Consider the following 16,648-nt stretch of genomic DNA (forward strand, 5'->3'; position numbering starts at 1 on the left):
CATGAGCAAGAGACTGGAAACGCTGATCGACCAGGGCACCGGACGCGTGCCGGCTGACATCGTGCTCAAGGGCGGCCGCTTCTTCGATCTCGTCACCGGAGAACTGGTGGCCTCCGACATCGCCATCAGCGGCGACCGTATCGTCGGCACCTGCGGAACCTACAGCGGCACGGAAGAGATCGATATTTCCGGCAGGATCGTCGTCCCCGGCTTCATCGATACACATCTGCATATCGAATCCTCCCTCGTCACCCCGCATGAATTCGACCGCTGCGTGCTGCCCTATGGCGTGACGACGGTGATCTGCGATCCGCACGAGATCGCCAACGTGCTCGGCACCGAGGGCATCCGCTTCTTCCTGGATTCGGCGCTTGAAACGATCATGGATATCCGCGTGCAACTGTCGAGTTGCGTGCCGGCGACGCATCTGGAAACCTCCGGCGCCAATCTGCCGATCGAGAAACTGCTGCCGTTCCGCGACCATGAAAAGGTTATCGGTCTTGCGGAATTCATGAATTTTCCCGGCGTCATCCACAAGGATCCCGTTTGCCTTGCCAAGCTCGAAGCCTTCCAGGGCGGCCATATCGATGGCCATGCACCGCTGCTACGCGGGCTCGATCTCAACGGCTATCTCTCCACCGGCATCCGTACCGATCATGAATGCACGAGCGCCGAGGAAGCGCTCGAAAAGATCCGCAAGGGCATGCACATTCTCGTGCGCGAAGGCTCGGTCTCCAAGGATCTGCACGCATTGATGCCGATCCTTACCGAGCGACTGTCGCCTTTCCTTGCGCTTTGCACCGACGACCGCAATCCGCTCGATATCGCCGAACAGGGCCATCTCGACTACATGATCCGCGAAGCCATCGCGCAAGGTGTTGAACCTCTCGCCATCTACCGCGCCGCCTCGATCTCGGCCGCGCGCGCCTTCGGCCTTCGCGACCGGGGCCTTGTCGCCCCCGGCTGGCGCGCCGATCTCGTGGTTGTCGATTCACTCGAAAGCTGCAAGGCGAAGATGGTCTTCGCCGCCGGCCGCCATGTCACCGACGCGCTGTTTGCCGCCCGCCGCGCCGTTGCCCCCATCGGCCTCGACAGCGTCAAGGCAGGCCACGTGAATGCCGCCGATTTCGGCGTGCCCTATGCCGAAGGCGAGACCTCGGTCATCGGCGTTCTGCCGGGCAAGATCATCACCGAACACCGCCGCTTCAAGCTGCCGGCATCGGGCAACCAGGCCGGCGTCGATCTCGGCCGCGACATCATCAAGGTCGCCGTCATCGAGCGACACGGCGTCAACGGCAATCATGCCAACGGCTTCGTGCAGGGTTTCGGGTTGAAAAAAGGAGCGATCGCCTCGACCGTCGGCCATGACAGCCACAATATCTGCGTCGTCGGCGTCAACGAGGACGACATGGCGCTCGCCGCCAATCGCCTCGGCCAGATCAAGGGCGGCTTCGTCGTCGTCGAGGATGGCAAGGTCACCGGCGAAATCGCGCTGCCGGTCGCCGGCCTGATGAGCCTCGAACCCTACGAGAGCGTTCGCGACACGCTGCATCACCTGCGCGAGGCGGCCTTCGCGCTCGGAGCCACCCTGCAGGAGCCCTTCCTGCAACTGGCCTTCCTGCCGCTGCCGGTGATCCCGCACCTGAAGATCTCGGACATGGGGCTGGTCGATGTCGACAAGTTTGCGTTGATCGGGTGAGAATATTTGTTGGAACAAGCTCTTGCGGCGCTTACGGCGCCGCGCGTCAAATAGGACGCGCAAAGGTCACTTTAACACTTTAAATATGCAGCATAATTTTACCCTTAAATCGATTCCGATTTAAGGAATTATGCAGTAGACTGACGAATATTGGAGTTTTGACATGACCAAATTGGAACAGATCGAAAAATCCGTCTCCGAACTCACCCCGGAGGAACTGAAAGCGTTCGCGGCTTGGTTCGATAAACTTCAAGCGGCGCGATGGGATGTCCAGTTTACGAAGGACGCAAAAAGCGGTGTATTGGACGCCCTGGCTGATGCCGCTCTTTCGGAATTCAAGTCTGGCAGGTCTCGCAGCCTGTGAAACATCACGCAACGGCTGCCTTCTGGGAAGCTTATAACAAGCTGCCCGAGCATGTCCGCGAAATCGCCGACACCAACTTCCAAAAACTAAAAGCGGACCAAAAGCACCCGTCCCTTCATTTCAAGCAGGTCGGCCGCTGCTGGTCCGTTCGGATCGGTTCATCCTGGCGTGCCTTGGCCGTCCGGGACAATGACGATGTCATCTGGTTCTGGATCGGGTCGCACGCTGAGTATGACAAGCTGCTACGGTGATATCCGCCCGCAAAACACATCCAGCGCCTCCAGCACGATCTCGCCGCCTTCGAACACGGGCGCAAAGCCCGGCATCGGCACGGCCTCGGCGATCACAACGCCCTTGGGCAGCGATACCGTCTGCGGCCCTCGCCGGAGGTTAAAGACGAACAGCAGCTTTTCGCCGGCTTTTTCGCGCACGAACATCAGGAGATCCTGGTTCGTCTCGACGAAGCTCATGCCACCATCGAGCAGCGGTGCATGCTGCTTGCGGAAGGCAAGCGTCTGGCGGTAGTGCGCGAGGACGGAGTCCGGAATGCCCTCCTGCACATCGACGGCGAGCGGGCGATGCTCCTTCGGTACCGGCAGCCACGGCTTGACCTCGGAGAAACCGGCATAGTCAGCATCCTTCTCCCAAACCATTGGCGTGCGGCATCCGTCGCGCCCCTTGAAGGCCGGCCAGAAGCGGATGCCGTAGGGATCGCGCAGATCGGCGAGTTCGAGTTCGGCCTCCGGCAAGGCCAGTTCCTCGCCCTGATAGAGGCAAATCGAGCCACGCAGCGCCGCCAAAACCGAAATCGCCAGCCTCGCGACGCGGTCGTGCTCCTCGATCGTCTGCGCAAAACGGCTGACATGGCGGGTGACATCGTGATTGGAGAAGGCCCAGCAGACCCAGCCATCGGTGACCGCATCCTGAAAGGCCGTGACGCAGCGCCGAATATGGGTTGCGGTGAAATCCGGCCCGAGAAGGTCGAACGTGTAGCACATCTGCAGCTTGTCGCCGCCACCGGTATAGGCCGCCACCGTCTTCAGCGAGCGCGCGCCATCGCCGACCTCGCCCACCGAGGCACGATCGCCGAACTCATCGAGCAGGGCGCGGAACCGCTGCAGGAAACCGATATTTTCCGGTTGGGTCTTGTCATGGAGATGGTTCTGCATGCCATACGGATTGACGTCGGGCGCATCGAGCCCGATCGCATCCTCGTCATGGACCAGCGGCGGGTTGTCGCGCAATTCCTTGTCGTGGAAATAGAAGTTCACAGTATCGAGGCGAAAGCCGTCCACGCCGCGCTTCAGCCAGAAGCGCACGGTCTCCAGCAGAGCATCCTGAACGTCCTGATTATGGAAATTGAGATCCGGCTGCGAGCCTAAGAAATTGTGCATGTAATATTGCTTGCGCACGCCGTCCCATTCCCAGGCCGGTCCGCCGAAGATCGACAACCAGTTGTTCGGCGCTGTGCCATCCGGCTTCGGATCGGCCCAGACATACCAGTCGGCTTTTGGATTGGTGCGGTCGGAACGGCTTTCCTTGAACCAGGGATGCTGGTCGGATGTATGCGAAATCACCTGGTCGATGATGACCTTGATGCCAAGCTGATGTGCCTTCTTCAACAGCGCATCGAAATCGGCGAGCGTGCCGAACATCGGATCGACATCGCAGTAATCCGAGACGTCATAGCCCATGTCAGCCATTGGCGAGGTGAAGAAGGGCGACAGCCAGATCGCGTCGACGCCCAGACTGGCAATGTAGGGAAGCCGCTGCGCCACGCCCTTGAGGTCGCCTGCCCCATCGCCCTTGGTATCCTGAAAGGAGCGTGGATAGACCTGGTAGATCACCGCGCCGCGCCACCAATCGGGATTGGACTTCAGGGAGGATGCCATCAAAAAACTCCACGATCGCAAGGATATGTCCAAGATGTATCGTTGCGGCTGCAGGGAGTAAACGGCATTCTCAAACCTCGGCGGAGATTGACGGTAGCGGTGCGGACAAAGCCGATATGACGACCTTGGATCGGCCGAGTTTCCTGAATGGCGGCGACGGCATTCGCTTGCCTTCCATGCCGGTAAGCCGTATCTCGACTTTCGTAAAAGGGCGCGACCAGCGGGGGGATTCATGGCGGACAGGCTGCTTTCGATCGGTGAATGCATGGTGGAACTCATGCAGGCCGAAGGGGACCTGCTTCGCAAGGGCTATGCCGGCGATACGTTCAACACCGCCTATTACGCTCGCATCTTCCTGCCGCAGGACTGGTCGGTCGATTATCTCACGGCCGTCGGCAACGACACGGTGTCGGACGACATGCTGGCCTTCATCGAAAGCACCGGTGTCGGAACCAGCCACATTCGCCGCGTCGAGGGCCGTTCGCCCGGGCTCTACATGATCCATTTGAAGGACGGTGAACGCAGCTTCTCCTACTGGCGTTCCGTCTCCGCCGCCAAGACGCTGGCGGATGACGCCGATCATCTGCGCGCCGCCATCGAAGCCTCCGGCATCATCGTCTTTTCCGGCATCACGCTCGCCATCCTCGCGCCGCCAGCAATCGAAACGCTGCTCTCCGAACTGCGCCGCGCCAAGGCAGCGGGCAAGACGGTGGTCTTCGATCCGAACATCCGGCCGCGCCTGTGGGACGACAAGGCCACTATGCGCGACACCATTACCGCCGGCGCCCGTGCGGCAAGTCTCGTGATGCCGAGCTTCGACGACGAAGCGACGCATTTCGGCGATGCGGACGTGGCGGCGACAATTTCGCGCTACCGCAGCCTCGGTGTCGACAATGTCGTCGTCAAGGATGGCGCGGCCGGTGTCACGCTTGCCTTCGGTAACGCCGCTCCGGAATTCGTGGAATCCGCCAAGGTGGACAGGATCGTCGATACGACGAGCGCCGGCGACAGCTTCAATGGTGCGTTCATCGCCCATCATGCGGTCAACGGCGACGCACAATCCGCAGCCAGGTTCGCAGCAGCAACGGCCGCGACAGTGATCCAGCATCACGGCGCGCTTGTTGCGAAAGACAAGCTGGAACCCCTGCAGTAAACGAAAACTTGTTGCTTGGATGGTTTGGCCTTAGCTTTGGTCAAGCTTAGCCATGGGATCGATCATGACGACCGTCAACATGCTGGAAGCCAAGACGCGTCTTTCCCAGCTTGTCAGTGCCGTTGAAAGCGGTGCGGAAGACGAGATCATCGTCGCGCGCAACGGGAAACCGGCGGCAAGGTTGGTGCCACTGATCCAAAAAGAAAAAAGGTGGATGCAACTAGGCCTGCTGGAGGGCTAGTTTCCGCCGCGAGCATTTGGGAAATCGCGATCAAGTTTACGGTTGGCAGAGACAAGGCCATACCCTTCAGGGGATATGAAGCTATTCGTCATTTCAACAACGCCGGAAGCCGCATTCTGGACATAACCGCCGAACACGCGGCGGCGACAGAGAAAGTCGTCACGCCGCATGCCGACCCTTTTGACCGCCTGCCGATCGCCCAAGCCATCACCGAGCCGTTGGTTCTGGTCACCCGCGACAGCAAGATCGCAACCTATAGCCCCACCTTCATCACCTGGCAGGGCCTTAGCGCTTGCCGTCCTATCGCTTCTTCTTCCGGTTTTCGAACGGATTGTCCGCGGCCCTGAGATGAATGCGGATCGGCACGCCCGGCATCTCGAAATCGCTGCGCAGGCCGTTGGTCAGGTAGCGGAGATAGCTTTCCGGCACGGCGTCGGGACGCGTGCAGGAAATCATGAAGCCGGGCGGCCGGGCCTTGACCTGGGTCATGTATTTCAGCTTCAGGCGGCGACCGGAAACAGCCGGCGGCGGATGCTGGATCAATTGCGCTTCCAGCCACTTGTTGAGCCGCGCCGTCGAGATACGGCGATTCCAGACCTTGTCCGTGTCGATGATCGACTGCATCAGCTTGTCGAGGCCGTAGCCGGTCTGACCGGAGATCGGCACGGCGCGGATGCCGCGCGCCTGCGGCAAAAGTCGTTCGGTCTTCTCGCGCAGGTCGGCCAGCAGCGCCTGCGGATCCTCGACCAGATCCCATTTGTTGAAGGCGAGGATCGCAGCGCGACCTTCGCGTACCACGAGGTCGACGAGTTGCAGGTCCTGCTTTTCAAACGGAATGGTCGCATCGAAAACGATGACGACGGCCTCGGCGAAACGGATCGAGCGCAGGCTGTCGGCGACGGAGAGCTTTTCGAGCTTTTCCTGCACGCGCGCCTTCTTGCGCATGCCGGCTGTATCGAACATCTTGATGGTGCGGCCGCGCCAGTCCCATTCGACGGAAATGCTGTCGCGCGTGATGCCGGCCTCGGGACCAGTCAGAAGCCGATCCTCGCCGAGAAAACGATTGATCAGCGTCGACTTGCCGGCATTCGGGCGGCCGATGATGGCGACGCGGAGCGGCTTGGTCTCGTCATATTCCGGCTCGGATTCCTCGTCCTCGACCTCGTCGTCGCCCCTGAGGTCGATATTGGTCTCCGCCTCGTCGATCTCGGGCGGAAAGGCGCGGTCCTCGCCGATCGCAGCGACGATCGCGTCGCGCAGGTCGATCATGCCCTGGCCATGTTCGGCCGAGATCGCGACAGGTTCGCCGAGCCCCAGCGTGAAGGCGTCATAATAGCCGCCGTCGGAACCCTTGGCTTCCGACTTGTTGGCGACCAGCACCACCGGCTTGCCGCGGCGGCGCAGCATTTCACCCAGCGTTTCATCGGCCGGTGTCAGGCCATACTTGGCATCGACCACGAACAGTGTCAGGTCGGCCTCGTCGATCGCGGCTTCCGTCTGTAGCCACATCCGGCCCTGCAGGGTTTCAGGGCCAGACTGCTCGAGACCGGCGGTATCGATGATGGTGAAACGCAGGTCGACGAGCTTGGCATCGCCGGGCCGCCGATCGCGGGTGACACCGGGCGTATCATCGACGAGCGCCAGCTTCTTTCCAACCAGCCGGTTGAAAAGCGTCGACTTTCCGACATTGGGGCGCCCAACGATGGCGACGGTGAAGTTCATCGAGTAATCCTGTCTTCAGGGCTTGATGCGAACCAGTCCAAATGCCGTTCGCGGCGCCCCGAGTTTTCGTGTGTGGCGCCTCTTCAGGACACCTTTCCGCCGGCGTTGATCAGGTCGAGCAGCATCTGAGCCCGGTTGGCCAGATTGCGCGGCGTTTCCTGATCGTCGGCAATCTGCTGGAACCAGGTTTTCGCCTTGGCCATGTCGCCGGCCTTATAGGCGGCGAGACCCAGCGCTTCGCGTGCCGAATGGCGCAGGCCATTGCCCGGAACCGCAAGTTGCTCGACCTCTGCCGAAACTTGCTCATAGGTGCCAGTGTCGACCAGCAGATAGGCGGCGCGGGCGCGCGCGGCGTCACGCATGGCCTGCGGCAGGCTGGCATCCTTGGAGATACCTGAGAAGACCTGAACGGCGCCGGTGACGTCACCCTTCTGCGCCTGCATGGTTGCGGCCCGCATCTTGGCGAGAACTGGATAGGCGCCATAGCCATCCTTCTCGAGCGTATTGAGCGCGGCGATCGCCTCGTCGGTCTTGTTCTGCTTCGATAGCGTCAGCGCCGCGAGGAACTGGTCTCCGGACTTGGAGGCCGAGGTCTCGTGCCAATACTCGTAGCCGACCTTGCCGATCGTGCCGAGCACGATCAGAATGGCGATCCCGACGATAACGCTGCCGAACCGCGTCCAGACGGCTTTCACCTGTTCGGAGCGCAGTTCCTCATTGACCTCACGGATAAAGCTGTCGTCCTGGTTCGCCATTCCTAAGTTCCGGTCGCCCGGCCTTCCCTGCAGTGATGAATGTAAAGATTTCCGCGCTTCTACCGTATTTTGCGCCCGTTGTAAGGGGGCAGCGTGAATTAGCCCATCTTAGCCCATCACAATCGGTGCGACACCGATCAGCCATTCGTGCAATTTCCAGACAAACAGCCCATAGGCAACGAGGCCGATGACAACAGCCAGGATGTCGTTGGAGCCGGAACGGAACACCGGCAGCACCTGCTCGCCGCCGCGCTGCCGTCTCTTCATCGAGATGCGCATGATCACGCCCCAAGCGAGAAACGAGCCGAACAGGAGGACCGACGATGTCTCGCCATTGGCGAGCAGATGGGCCAGGGCCCAGATCTTGATCGACAGGATCTGCGGATGCTTCAGCGCGACGGCGATGCGGCCAGCCGGCAGGAAACCGGCGGCAAGACAGATGAAGGCGAGCAGCATCAACAGCAAGGCGATGTGACGGAGGAAGACCGGTGGGTTGTAGAGCATGCCGGTGGTCATCCGCGCCTCACCGAAACCAAAGACGATGAGGCCGAGGCCGATCAGGCTGACGATAGTATAAAGTCCCATCCAGGTGCTTTTTCCGCGGCTCTCGATGATGGACGTGCGCAGCCCGGGGGCGACGACGCGCACCAGATGCATGCCCAGAAAAATGACGATCCCCAGAATAAGCAATGCCATGATATCCATCCGTTTCCATGAAAGTTCCTGTCTTCTCGCATAGCCGGATCATCGCCAAGTTGAAAGGCCAATCACGGGATTGCCGCATTCTGCGCGCAGGGAACACAATCCCGCCCCCACCGCCCAAGGTTTCCGCATGCCCAGACTTTCCTCAGCCCTCGCTCTCGCGCTCACGCTGACCCCGACGCTTGCCGGTGCCGTGCAGCCGCCGGTGGCCACGCCGCCCAAGCAACTCGTCATCATCTCGTTCGACGGCGCGCATGATAACCGGCTGTGGGACAAGAGCCTGGATATGGCAAAGCGCACAGGCGCGCATTTCACCTATTTCCTCTCCTGCACCTTCCTGATGACCCGCGCCGATGGCGGCAAGAGCTATCAGGCGCCGGGCCACAAGGCCGGACGCTCCAATGTCGGTTTTGCCCAGAGCCAGGAGGAGATCCAGACACGGGTGCGGCATATCTGGCAGGCGCATCTCGATGGCCACGATATCGGCAGCCATGCCTGCGGTCATTTCGACGGCAAGGACTGGAGCAAGAAGGACTGGAACTCGGAATTCACCGCCTTCCATTCCGCGCTGGAAAACGCCTGGAAGGCCGGTGCCATCGGCAACGAGGAGCCGCAGGGCTGGGCGGACTTCATCGACAATGACATCAAGGGTTTTCGCGCACCCTATCTTTCGCTGAGCGACGGGCTGCTGCCGGCCTTGAAGCAACACGGCTTCGACTATGACGCCAGCCTCGTCACCAAGGGACCGGACTGGCCGGCATCCGCCGATGGCCTGCCGCGTTTCGGCCTGCCGCTCATTCCCGAAGGCCCGAGCCAGCGCCGGGTCATCGGCATGGACTACAATCTCTTCATCCGCCATTCGATGGGCGTCGAGAACCGCAAGGACAGCGCGGCCTTCGAAGAACGCACCCTCGAGACCTATCACAAGGCCTTCCAGCACGAATATACCGGCAGTCGCATACCGCTGCAGCTCGGCTTCCATTTCGTCGAAATGAACGGTGGCGCCTATTGGCGCGCGCTCGACCGGTTCCTGACTGAAACCTGCAGCAAGCCGGACGTCGCCTGCGTCAGCTACGCCGAAGCCCTGCCGCTGATCGAAAAACAGAAAAAGGCGGATCGCTCCGCCTTTTGAAGTTTATCTTTCGACCGTCGGGATTTATGGCGTGTCGGCTGCCAGTTCTCCGTCGTGCTCTTCGCGCGCAAGGTAACGTTGGTCGATTGCCGGGAGCGGCTCATCGTCAATGGCAGCTTCGAATGCTTTTAAGCGCTTATGGATCGACAACAGTTCAATGATCGTCGTCCAAGAATTGACGAGATACTGGAACGAATTGCTCACCTGCCCGAATGCGGTCGATATCTGTTGGAAGATACCATAGGTGATCTTCCCGGCGACGATGGTCGGGACCAGCATGAACAATACGAAAAGAGCGTCGGCCTGCAGGTAGAAATAACGTGCGAGGTTGAAATAGAGATAGTGAAAATACATCCGGAAATAATTCCGCCGCACGTTGCTGAAAAGCTCGGCAACCGTTAGCGGCTGAGCTCGATCAGCGTGATCTTCACCATAGACGAGTTCCTTTCTGTAGGCCGCCTCGACACGCTGATTGCGAAAATTCAACCCTGGCAGCTTGATGCCGGCGATAGCAAGCAGACCCGTACCGAATGCAGACCAGAACAGAGCCAGCCAGAACAATGTGTGCGGAATTTCTCCGATGATCGGCAATTCTGTAACGTAACTCGACAAAGCAAACAGAATCGGTAGAAATACAACCAGCGTCATGATCGAATTGATCAGGCTGATACCCAAACCTTCGAGAATATTGGCAAACCGCATCGTGTCTTCCTGAACACGTTGCGAGGCACCTTCAATATGCCGGAGCTTCTCCCATTTCGACATGTAAAAATCGTTCATCGCCGTGCGCCAGCGGAAGATATAGTGGCTGGTGAAGAAATCGGTCATGATCGATACAAACATGCTGAGAAAGGCAATCTGCACGAAGATGATCTGCAGACTATAAAAGTCCCAGACAGTGATACCGGGTTGCTTGGAAAGCGCGTTTTGAAGCAGGTCGCCCATCGGGCGGCGGAAATTGTTGATCACGACGGAAATCTGGACGCTGAAATAGGTCACGAAAACAATCAGCGCCGACCCCCAGAGTGACCAGAGTTTCCAAGGGTGATCCTTCGCCTTGATCTGCCAAAAGCCACAAAACAGTGCCGTGCAAACGAAAAAATAGGCATAGAACCAGAGATTGTCCGGCAACAGGAAGAAGCTGAGATCAATCGGCTCCTTGCCTTCCGCAGGCGGCACAAACCCTAACGACAGCCCAAAAGGTGCGGCCACGAAGTACCATGCCAAAATGGCGAGAAGCGTCCAGACTGTCAGCGAAGAGAAAAGCAGCCTCGGCTGCGGGAAGAAGGAATGGAACAAGGCGGGCACTCGCGTTTCTGAGGGTATGAGGACCCTGCTTCGATGTGCCGAAACTATGGCAGTTTTCCTACCATAACAATCACGTCAAGCTAATGTTACCGTTATTTAATCGGCAGCCCGCTACCCGCTCGCCGCCACGATCCGCCGCATCTCCACACCGATCAGGGCGGCGCAGAACAACAGCACACCGGCGGCGAGCAGCGTCGGCACGGCGAAGCTGCCGCTGCCTTGCGCAAGCCAACCCGCCACCAGTGGTCCGATGATCTGGCCGACGCCGAAGGCGGCGGTCATGAAGGCGAGCGCCTTGCGCGGGCTTTGCGGTGCCAGCGCCCGGCCGATCTGCAGGCCATAGGCGGTGACCATGATGAAGGTGGCGCCCAGCATCAGGCCGCCGATCAAGGGTGCTGCCGGAGACGGCAGCGCGACCACGAGAATGAGCCCGATGGCCTCGACCAGCAGGCCGGCGAGATAGACGCCGACAATGCCGAGGCGCGGCACCGCATAGCGCCAGAGAAAGACCGAGACGGCACTGCTGAGACCGGTGATCAGCCAGGCGAGAAACTCGACCGTGTGATCGGTCGCGCCCTGCCGCGCCATCGCGACAAGGAATGTGGCGGTGATGACATAACCGAAGCCGAACAAGCCATAGGTCACCGTGACGACCACCAGAGGCCGGGTCCAGACCAGCGGTTTTTCCTTCACGCTCGAAGCCCCCACCGCCGGTCCGTGCGGCAAGAGCATGGCGACGATGGCCGTTCCGGCGAAGGCGATCATAGCACCGCCGAACCAGGCCGCCTGCCAGCCCGCCACATCGCCCACCCCTTGCGCGGGCAAGAGGAACACCATCACCGACGAGACCGCGATGCCGATGCCGACACCGCCGAAATGCGTGGATTGGACATGTGGATTGCCGGCGGCAAGCCCGCGGCTGAGCACGATGGCCGAAGTGAAGATCATGGTGAAGGCGCTCGCCACCCCGGCCAGAAACCGGATGACGGGAAAAAGCAGCAGGGACGAGGTTAGCCCCATGGCCAGAAGCAGGATCGCGGTGGCGATGAGGGCCGAGAGGCTGATCAGACGTTCGCGTCCCGCAGCCCAGCCGTAACCGGCAGCCACCGCGCCTAAGAGATAGCCGACGAAATTGGCCGATGCGATGATGCCCGCATCGGCCGGAGACAGGGCAAGCCCAGTCATCATGCCCGGCAGGATCGGCGTATAGGAAAAGCGGCCGAAGCCCATGGCGACGGCCATGGCGATGGCGCCGGCAACGGCCGTTGGCACCAGGCTCTCGTTCCGGAAGGTGTCTGCACTGCTCATGGTCTACATATCGCAACGCAGCATGAGCGACACAAACGACAAAATTTGATGTTGTCGTTCAACGGCGTGAATGCGTGGGATAGGTCAGCCCGGCAAAGTGACGACCAGCGGCCCGTTGCGGGTGACGACGACGGTATGCTCGTATTGCACCGTCGGCGCGCGTGGCTCGCTATAGAGCGTCCATGCATCGTCGCCGCCTTCGGCCCATTGCGCGCCGAGCGACAGGAACGGCTCGATGGTAAAGACCATGCCTTCGGTCATCCGGCGCTTTTCATGCTTGTCCGGCCAGGTGGCGATTTCGGTCGGCTCCTCGTGCAGCGAGCGTCCAACGCCGTGGCTGGCGAGGTTGGTGACGAGCGTGTAGCGGTTTTTCCTGGCAAAAGCGCCGATGGCATTGCCGATCGAAGCCAGCGGCTTGCCGGATTTCACCTCGTTGAGGCCAACCCACATGGCGCGCTTGCCGTCGCGGCAGAGGCGCTCGATCTGCGGCTTGACCGGCGACACGGCAAAAGACGCGCCGGTATCGGCAAACAGCCCGTTCTTCTCGGCGGAGACGTCGATATTGACGAGATCGCCGGCCTGGATGACGCGCGAACCCGGAATGCCATGGGCGACTTCCTCGTTGACGCTGATACAGGTCGCGCCCGGAAAATCATAGGAGAGTTCAGGCGCCGAACGCGCGCCCGCGTCCTCCAGCACCTTGCGGCCGATGGCATCGAGCTCGGCCGTGGTCATGCCCGGCTCCAGCGCTCCCGCCATCACCTGTATCGCATTGGCGCAGATGCGACCGATTTCCTTCAGCCGCTCCAGGTCTTCGTCATTGTTGAGGGTCATCGTCTCTCGCTTTCGGCTGGTTATGTAACGCGCCGAAAGCCTTCGATCCAGTCGTCAGGCCCAGGAAAATGCACCTGTGGCACGAACACAGCCCATTCCCGACACCAGAATATCAGCGGACGTTCCAACCATAATGGGTGATGGGATCACCGGTTCGCGGGTGAAGCCCATCCCCGATGTAAACCATCCCCTCCTTTTCATAGAAACGCCTGGCCTTGCCGTTTGCCGATCGGGTGAAAAGCGTAAAGCCGTCCGGCATGACCCCGGCCGCATGGGCGAGCAGCGCCCGGCCCACCCCGAGGCCGAGGGAGCCGGGATGGACGAACAACTGGTTCAGCATTGCTTCCTTCGGCTTGAGTGCGACAAATCCGATCAACCGGCTGTCATCAGCGGCGACCGTCACATTCCAGCCGTCTGCCAATTCCAGATCGACGCGTTCCAGCATCTCGGCCTGCGTCGGCATGAGGGCTGGACCAACATCGGGCAGGCTTGCGCTCGCATGCCAGAGCGCCGCAATCTCGTTTCGGTCTTCCTCAACGGCGGGCCTCAAGGCGAACGTACGCATATTCGCAATCATCCCCATACAGCCGGCTGGCGGATCCAGAACAATCCGCACAAACAAACGCGCCGATTTTGCTTCGACGTCATCAGAGCATGGGGAACCCGGCGGAAATCAGGCCGTTGCAACGTCTTTCTTGTTATCGGCAAGCGCCGCCCGCACGAGCGGCGCAACCTTCGTGCCGTAGAGTTCGATGCCCCGCATGATCTGGTCATGCGGCATCAGGCCGATCGCCATCTGCAGCAGGAAGCGATCATTTTTGAAGATCGTGTGATGCCGGATGATCTTCTCGGCCACCGTGTCGGGATCGCCGAGGAAAAGGTTGCCGTTCGGCCCGATCGACTGGTTGAAATGCGCCCGGTTGGTCGGTCCCCATCCGCGTTCACGCCCGATCCGGTTCATCACCTCGGCCTGCGGACCGTAAAACTGATCGGCCGCCTGTTCTTTCGTATCGGCGATGAAACCGTGCACATTGATGCTGGTCTTCAACGCCGATGCATCCTGCCCCGCCCGGCGCGCCGATTCGCGGTAGAGGTCGAACAGCGGCGCGTAGCGTGCCGGCTCACCGCCGATAATCGCCAGCGCCACCGGTAGGCCGAGAACGCCGGCCCGCGCCAGCGATTGCGGCGTGCCGCCGACGGCGATCCAGACTGGCAGTGGATCGTTGACCGGACGCGGATAGACGCCACGCCCGTTGATCGGCGCGCGCTTTTCGCCCGTCCAGGTCACCTTCTCGCCCTCGCGGATCGCCAGCAGCAGATCCAGCTTCTCGGCAAAAAGCTGGTCGTAATCTTCGAGCTCGTAGCCGAACAACGGGAAGGATTCGATGAAGGAACCGCGACCCGCCATGATCTCGGCCCGACCGTTGGAAATGAGATCGAGCGTTGCAAACTGCTGGAACACCCGAACCGGGTCTTCGGAACTGAGAACGGTCACGGCGCTCGTCAGCTTGATGTTTTTCGTGCGCGATGCGGCAGCCGCCAGGATCATCGCCGGGGCCGAGGCGACATAGTCCGGTCGGTGATGCTCGCCCAGCCCGAAGACATCGAGCCCGATCTGATCGGCCAGTTCGATCTCCTCGATCAGGTGGCGCACCCGCTCCTCGCCTTCCCTGCCGCGCCCGGTCGGCGCCTCGGGGTGAACGTCACCGAAAGTGTAAAGTCCAAGTTCCATGGGATGCTACCTGCTGTCAGCTGTTAGGCGAGTTATTTCATTTTCATCAGAAATAACCATGGCCAGCGCGCTTTGACAGTTCACCACAGGAAACGGTGCGTTTCCTGAACGGTTACAGTTCGCTCAGCGTCCGCTTCACCGCGTTGCGCCAGCCCTTCAGTTTTACGTTCCGGGTCCTTTCATCCATCGCCGGTTCAAAACGGCGGTCGCGAGCCCAGGATTTGGCGAAATCCTTCTGGTTCGGCCAGACCCCCGCCCGGCTGCCGGCGAGCCACGCGACACCGAGCGCCGTGGTTTCCAGGATGGTCGGCCGGTCCACCGGCGCATCGAGCAGGTCCGACAGCCGCTGCATCGTCCAGTCGGAAGCGACCATGCCGCCATCGACGCGCAGGACGGTTTCCTTGCCGTCGCTCTTCCAGTCCTTGTGCATGGCGTCGAGCAGATCGCGGGTCTGATAGCACACGGCTTCGAGCGCGGCGCGCGCGAACTCGGCCGGGCCGGTATTGCGGGTCATGCCGAAGATCGCGCCACGGGCATCCGGGTCCCAATGCGGCGCGCCAAGACCGGTGAAGGCGGGAACGAGATAGACTTCCTGCGACGGGTCGGCCTGTTCGGCAAGCGTGCCGGTATCCGACGCAGCCTTGATCGCCTTCAGTCCGTCGCGCAGCCATTGCACGGCGGCACCTGCCACGAAGATCGAACCTTCCAGCGCATAGGTCGTCTCGCCATCGAGGCGGTAGGCGATGGTCGTCAGCAGCCGGTTCTTCGACCGGACGATATCCTTCCCCGTATTTAGGAGCGCGAAACAACCGGTGCCATAGGTCGATTTCATCATGCCCGGCTGGAAGCAGGCCTGACCGATCGTGGCCGCCTGCTGGTCGCCGGCAACGCCGAGGATGGGGACTTCGGCACCGATCACGGAAGCATCCGTCACGCCGAAATCCGCCGCGCAGTCCAGCACCTGCGGCAGCATCGCATCGGGAACGCGCAGGATTTCGAGCAGTTCATCATCCCATGCATTGGTGGTGATGTTGTACATCAGCGTGCGCGACGCATTGGTCGCGTCGGTCACGAAGGACTTTCCGCCCGTCAGCCGCCAGATGAGGAACGTGTCGATCGTGCCGAAGCACAATTCGCCCCTGGCGCCGCGCGTGCGGGCACCTTTGACATTGGCCAGCATCCAGGAGAGCTTGGTGCCGGAGAAATAAGGATCGAGCAGCAGGCCGGTCTTTTTCGTGAAGTTTTTTTCCAGCCCCTGTCGCTTCAGCTTGTCGCAATAAGACGCGGTGCGCCGGTCCTGCCAGACGATGGCGTTGTGGATCGGCTTGCCGCTCTCGCGCTCCCAGACGACGACGGTTTCGCGCTGGTTGGTGATGCCGATCGCCGAGAGGTCGCCGGCCTTGATGCCGGCGTTGCGGAGGGCTTGCTTGATGGTCGAGACAACCGTGTCCCAAATCTCTTCCGGATCATGCTCGACCCAGCCTGATTTCGGAAAGTGCTGCCTGAATTCCTTCTGGCCTGATCCGGCAATTTTCTGGTTTTTATCAAAGACGATCGCGCGGCTCGATGTCGTGCCCTGATCGATTGCAAGAATATATCCGCCCATCCTGCCCCTCCCCGGCGTGTATCGGTACGCTATCTCTCCTCAAGACGGAGAACCATTTCAAAAACTTCAATACGATGCAAAAACGAATGTCAAACGAAAACAAAACGCACCTTTGCGCTCGCGAAAAGTCCGGGGTCGCAATGGCAAAAACACAATTGTCACGGTGCCGGTTTCGGGCATAGTTTCAAGCACCGCAATGA

At 60.5% G+C, this 16,648-nt stretch carries 17 protein-coding genes; 7 read left to right on the forward strand and 10 right to left on the reverse strand.

What is annotated here, in order from left to right:
- Position 1 precedes the first annotated feature (1 nt).
- From ade to VL202_RS21965, 3 genes are all read left to right on the forward strand, one after another.
- Complete coding sequence (ade, locus tag VL202_RS21955) at positions 2-1,699, forward strand: adenine deaminase (protein WP_325466183.1); 1,698 nt, start codon at positions 2-4, stop codon at positions 1,697-1,699.
- A 163-nt stretch (positions 1,700-1,862) separates the two neighbouring features.
- Entirely contained in the window at positions 1,863-2,063 is a 201-nt protein-coding gene (locus VL202_RS21960; RefSeq protein WP_325466184.1) for a hypothetical protein, read from the forward strand.
- On the forward strand, positions 2,060-2,314 hold the full coding sequence (locus tag VL202_RS21965) for a hypothetical protein (RefSeq protein WP_325466185.1): 255 nt from the start codon (positions 2,060-2,062) through the stop codon (positions 2,312-2,314). The genes VL202_RS21960 and VL202_RS21965 overlap by 4 nt, the downstream gene beginning before the upstream one ends.
- Here the strand turns inward: VL202_RS21965 and VL202_RS21970 are convergent.
- The gene (locus tag VL202_RS21970) at positions 2,306-3,955 is read right to left on the reverse strand and encodes an alpha-glucosidase (RefSeq protein WP_325466186.1); all 1,650 of its coding nucleotides are present in this window, start codon (positions 3,953-3,955) and stop codon (positions 2,306-2,308) included. The two genes, VL202_RS21965 and VL202_RS21970, sit on opposite strands and share 9 nt — an antisense overlap.
- Before the next feature lie 232 nt (positions 3,956-4,187).
- Between VL202_RS21970 and VL202_RS21975 the strand changes: the two genes are divergently transcribed.
- The 3 genes from VL202_RS21975 to VL202_RS21985 all read left to right on the forward strand — a co-directional run bounded on the left by VL202_RS21975 (position 4,188) and on the right by VL202_RS21985 (position 5,696).
- Positions 4,188-5,108 carry a sugar kinase gene (locus tag VL202_RS21975; RefSeq protein WP_325466187.1) on the forward strand — a complete coding sequence of 307 codons (921 nt, stop codon included), beginning with the start codon at positions 4,188-4,190 and terminating at the stop codon, positions 5,106-5,108.
- A 64-nt stretch (positions 5,109-5,172) separates the two neighbouring features.
- A complete protein-coding gene (locus VL202_RS21980; protein WP_325466188.1) occupies positions 5,173-5,349 on the forward strand; it encodes a type II toxin-antitoxin system prevent-host-death family antitoxin in 177 nt (58 codons plus the stop codon).
- Positions 5,319-5,696, forward strand: a complete 378-nt coding sequence (locus tag VL202_RS21985) for a type II toxin-antitoxin system VapC family toxin (protein ID WP_325466189.1) — start codon at positions 5,319-5,321, stop codon at positions 5,694-5,696. Before VL202_RS21980 ends, VL202_RS21985 begins: the two co-directional genes overlap by 31 nt.
- Here VL202_RS21985 and der read toward each other — a convergent pair.
- From der to VL202_RS22000, 3 genes are all read right to left on the reverse strand, one after another.
- Positions 5,650-7,071 (reverse strand): ribosome biogenesis GTPase Der, encoded by a 1,422-nt coding sequence (gene der / locus VL202_RS21990; protein WP_325466190.1) that lies wholly within the window; start codon positions 7,069-7,071, stop codon positions 5,650-5,652. The two genes, VL202_RS21985 and der, sit on opposite strands and share 47 nt — an antisense overlap.
- A gap of 83 nt (positions 7,072-7,154) precedes the next feature.
- A complete protein-coding gene (locus VL202_RS21995) occupies positions 7,155-7,826 on the reverse strand; it encodes a tetratricopeptide repeat protein (RefSeq protein ID WP_325466191.1) in 672 nt (223 codons plus the stop codon).
- Positions 7,827-7,934: 108 nt separating this feature from the next.
- Positions 7,935-8,522, reverse strand: a complete 588-nt coding sequence (locus VL202_RS22000) for an NnrU family protein (RefSeq protein ID WP_325466192.1) — start codon at positions 8,520-8,522, stop codon at positions 7,935-7,937.
- Positions 8,523-8,658: 136 nt separating this feature from the next.
- On the opposite strand from VL202_RS22000, the gene VL202_RS22005 reads away from it, so the two are divergent.
- Positions 8,659-9,660 carry a polysaccharide deacetylase gene (locus tag VL202_RS22005; RefSeq protein WP_325466193.1) on the forward strand — a complete coding sequence of 334 codons (1,002 nt, stop codon included), beginning with the start codon at positions 8,659-8,661 and terminating at the stop codon, positions 9,658-9,660.
- A 24-nt stretch (positions 9,661-9,684) separates the two neighbouring features.
- Here the strand turns inward: VL202_RS22005 and sbmA are convergent, their stop codons facing one another.
- The 6 genes from sbmA to glpK all read right to left on the reverse strand — a co-directional run bounded on the left by sbmA (position 9,685) and on the right by glpK (position 16,448).
- A complete protein-coding gene (gene sbmA, locus VL202_RS22010; protein ID WP_325466243.1) occupies positions 9,685-10,959 on the reverse strand; it encodes a peptide antibiotic transporter SbmA in 1,275 nt (424 codons plus the stop codon).
- A 120-nt stretch (positions 10,960-11,079) separates the two neighbouring features.
- Positions 11,080-12,276 carry an MFS transporter gene (locus VL202_RS22015; RefSeq protein ID WP_325466194.1) on the reverse strand — a complete coding sequence of 399 codons (1,197 nt, stop codon included), beginning with the start codon at positions 12,274-12,276 and terminating at the stop codon, positions 11,080-11,082.
- A gap of 84 nt (positions 12,277-12,360) precedes the next feature.
- The gene (gene map, locus VL202_RS22020; RefSeq protein WP_325466195.1) at positions 12,361-13,110 is read right to left on the reverse strand and encodes a type I methionyl aminopeptidase; all 750 of its coding nucleotides are present in this window, start codon (positions 13,108-13,110) and stop codon (positions 12,361-12,363) included.
- A gap of 112 nt (positions 13,111-13,222) precedes the next feature.
- Positions 13,223-13,675: a GNAT family N-acetyltransferase gene (locus tag VL202_RS22025; RefSeq protein ID WP_325466196.1), complete on the reverse strand. Its 453-nt coding sequence runs from the start codon at positions 13,673-13,675 to the stop codon at positions 13,223-13,225.
- Positions 13,676-13,783: 108 nt separating this feature from the next.
- A complete protein-coding gene (locus VL202_RS22030) occupies positions 13,784-14,842 on the reverse strand; it encodes an LLM class flavin-dependent oxidoreductase (RefSeq protein WP_325466197.1) in 1,059 nt (352 codons plus the stop codon).
- A 112-nt stretch (positions 14,843-14,954) separates the two neighbouring features.
- Complete coding sequence (gene glpK / locus VL202_RS22035) at positions 14,955-16,448, reverse strand: glycerol kinase GlpK (protein WP_325466198.1); 1,494 nt, start codon at positions 16,446-16,448, stop codon at positions 14,955-14,957.
- Between the last annotated feature and the right edge of the window lie 200 nt (positions 16,449-16,648).

The organism is Pararhizobium sp. (assembly GCF_035497515.1).
GTDB lineage: Bacteria > Pseudomonadota > Alphaproteobacteria > Rhizobiales > Rhizobiaceae > Pararhizobium.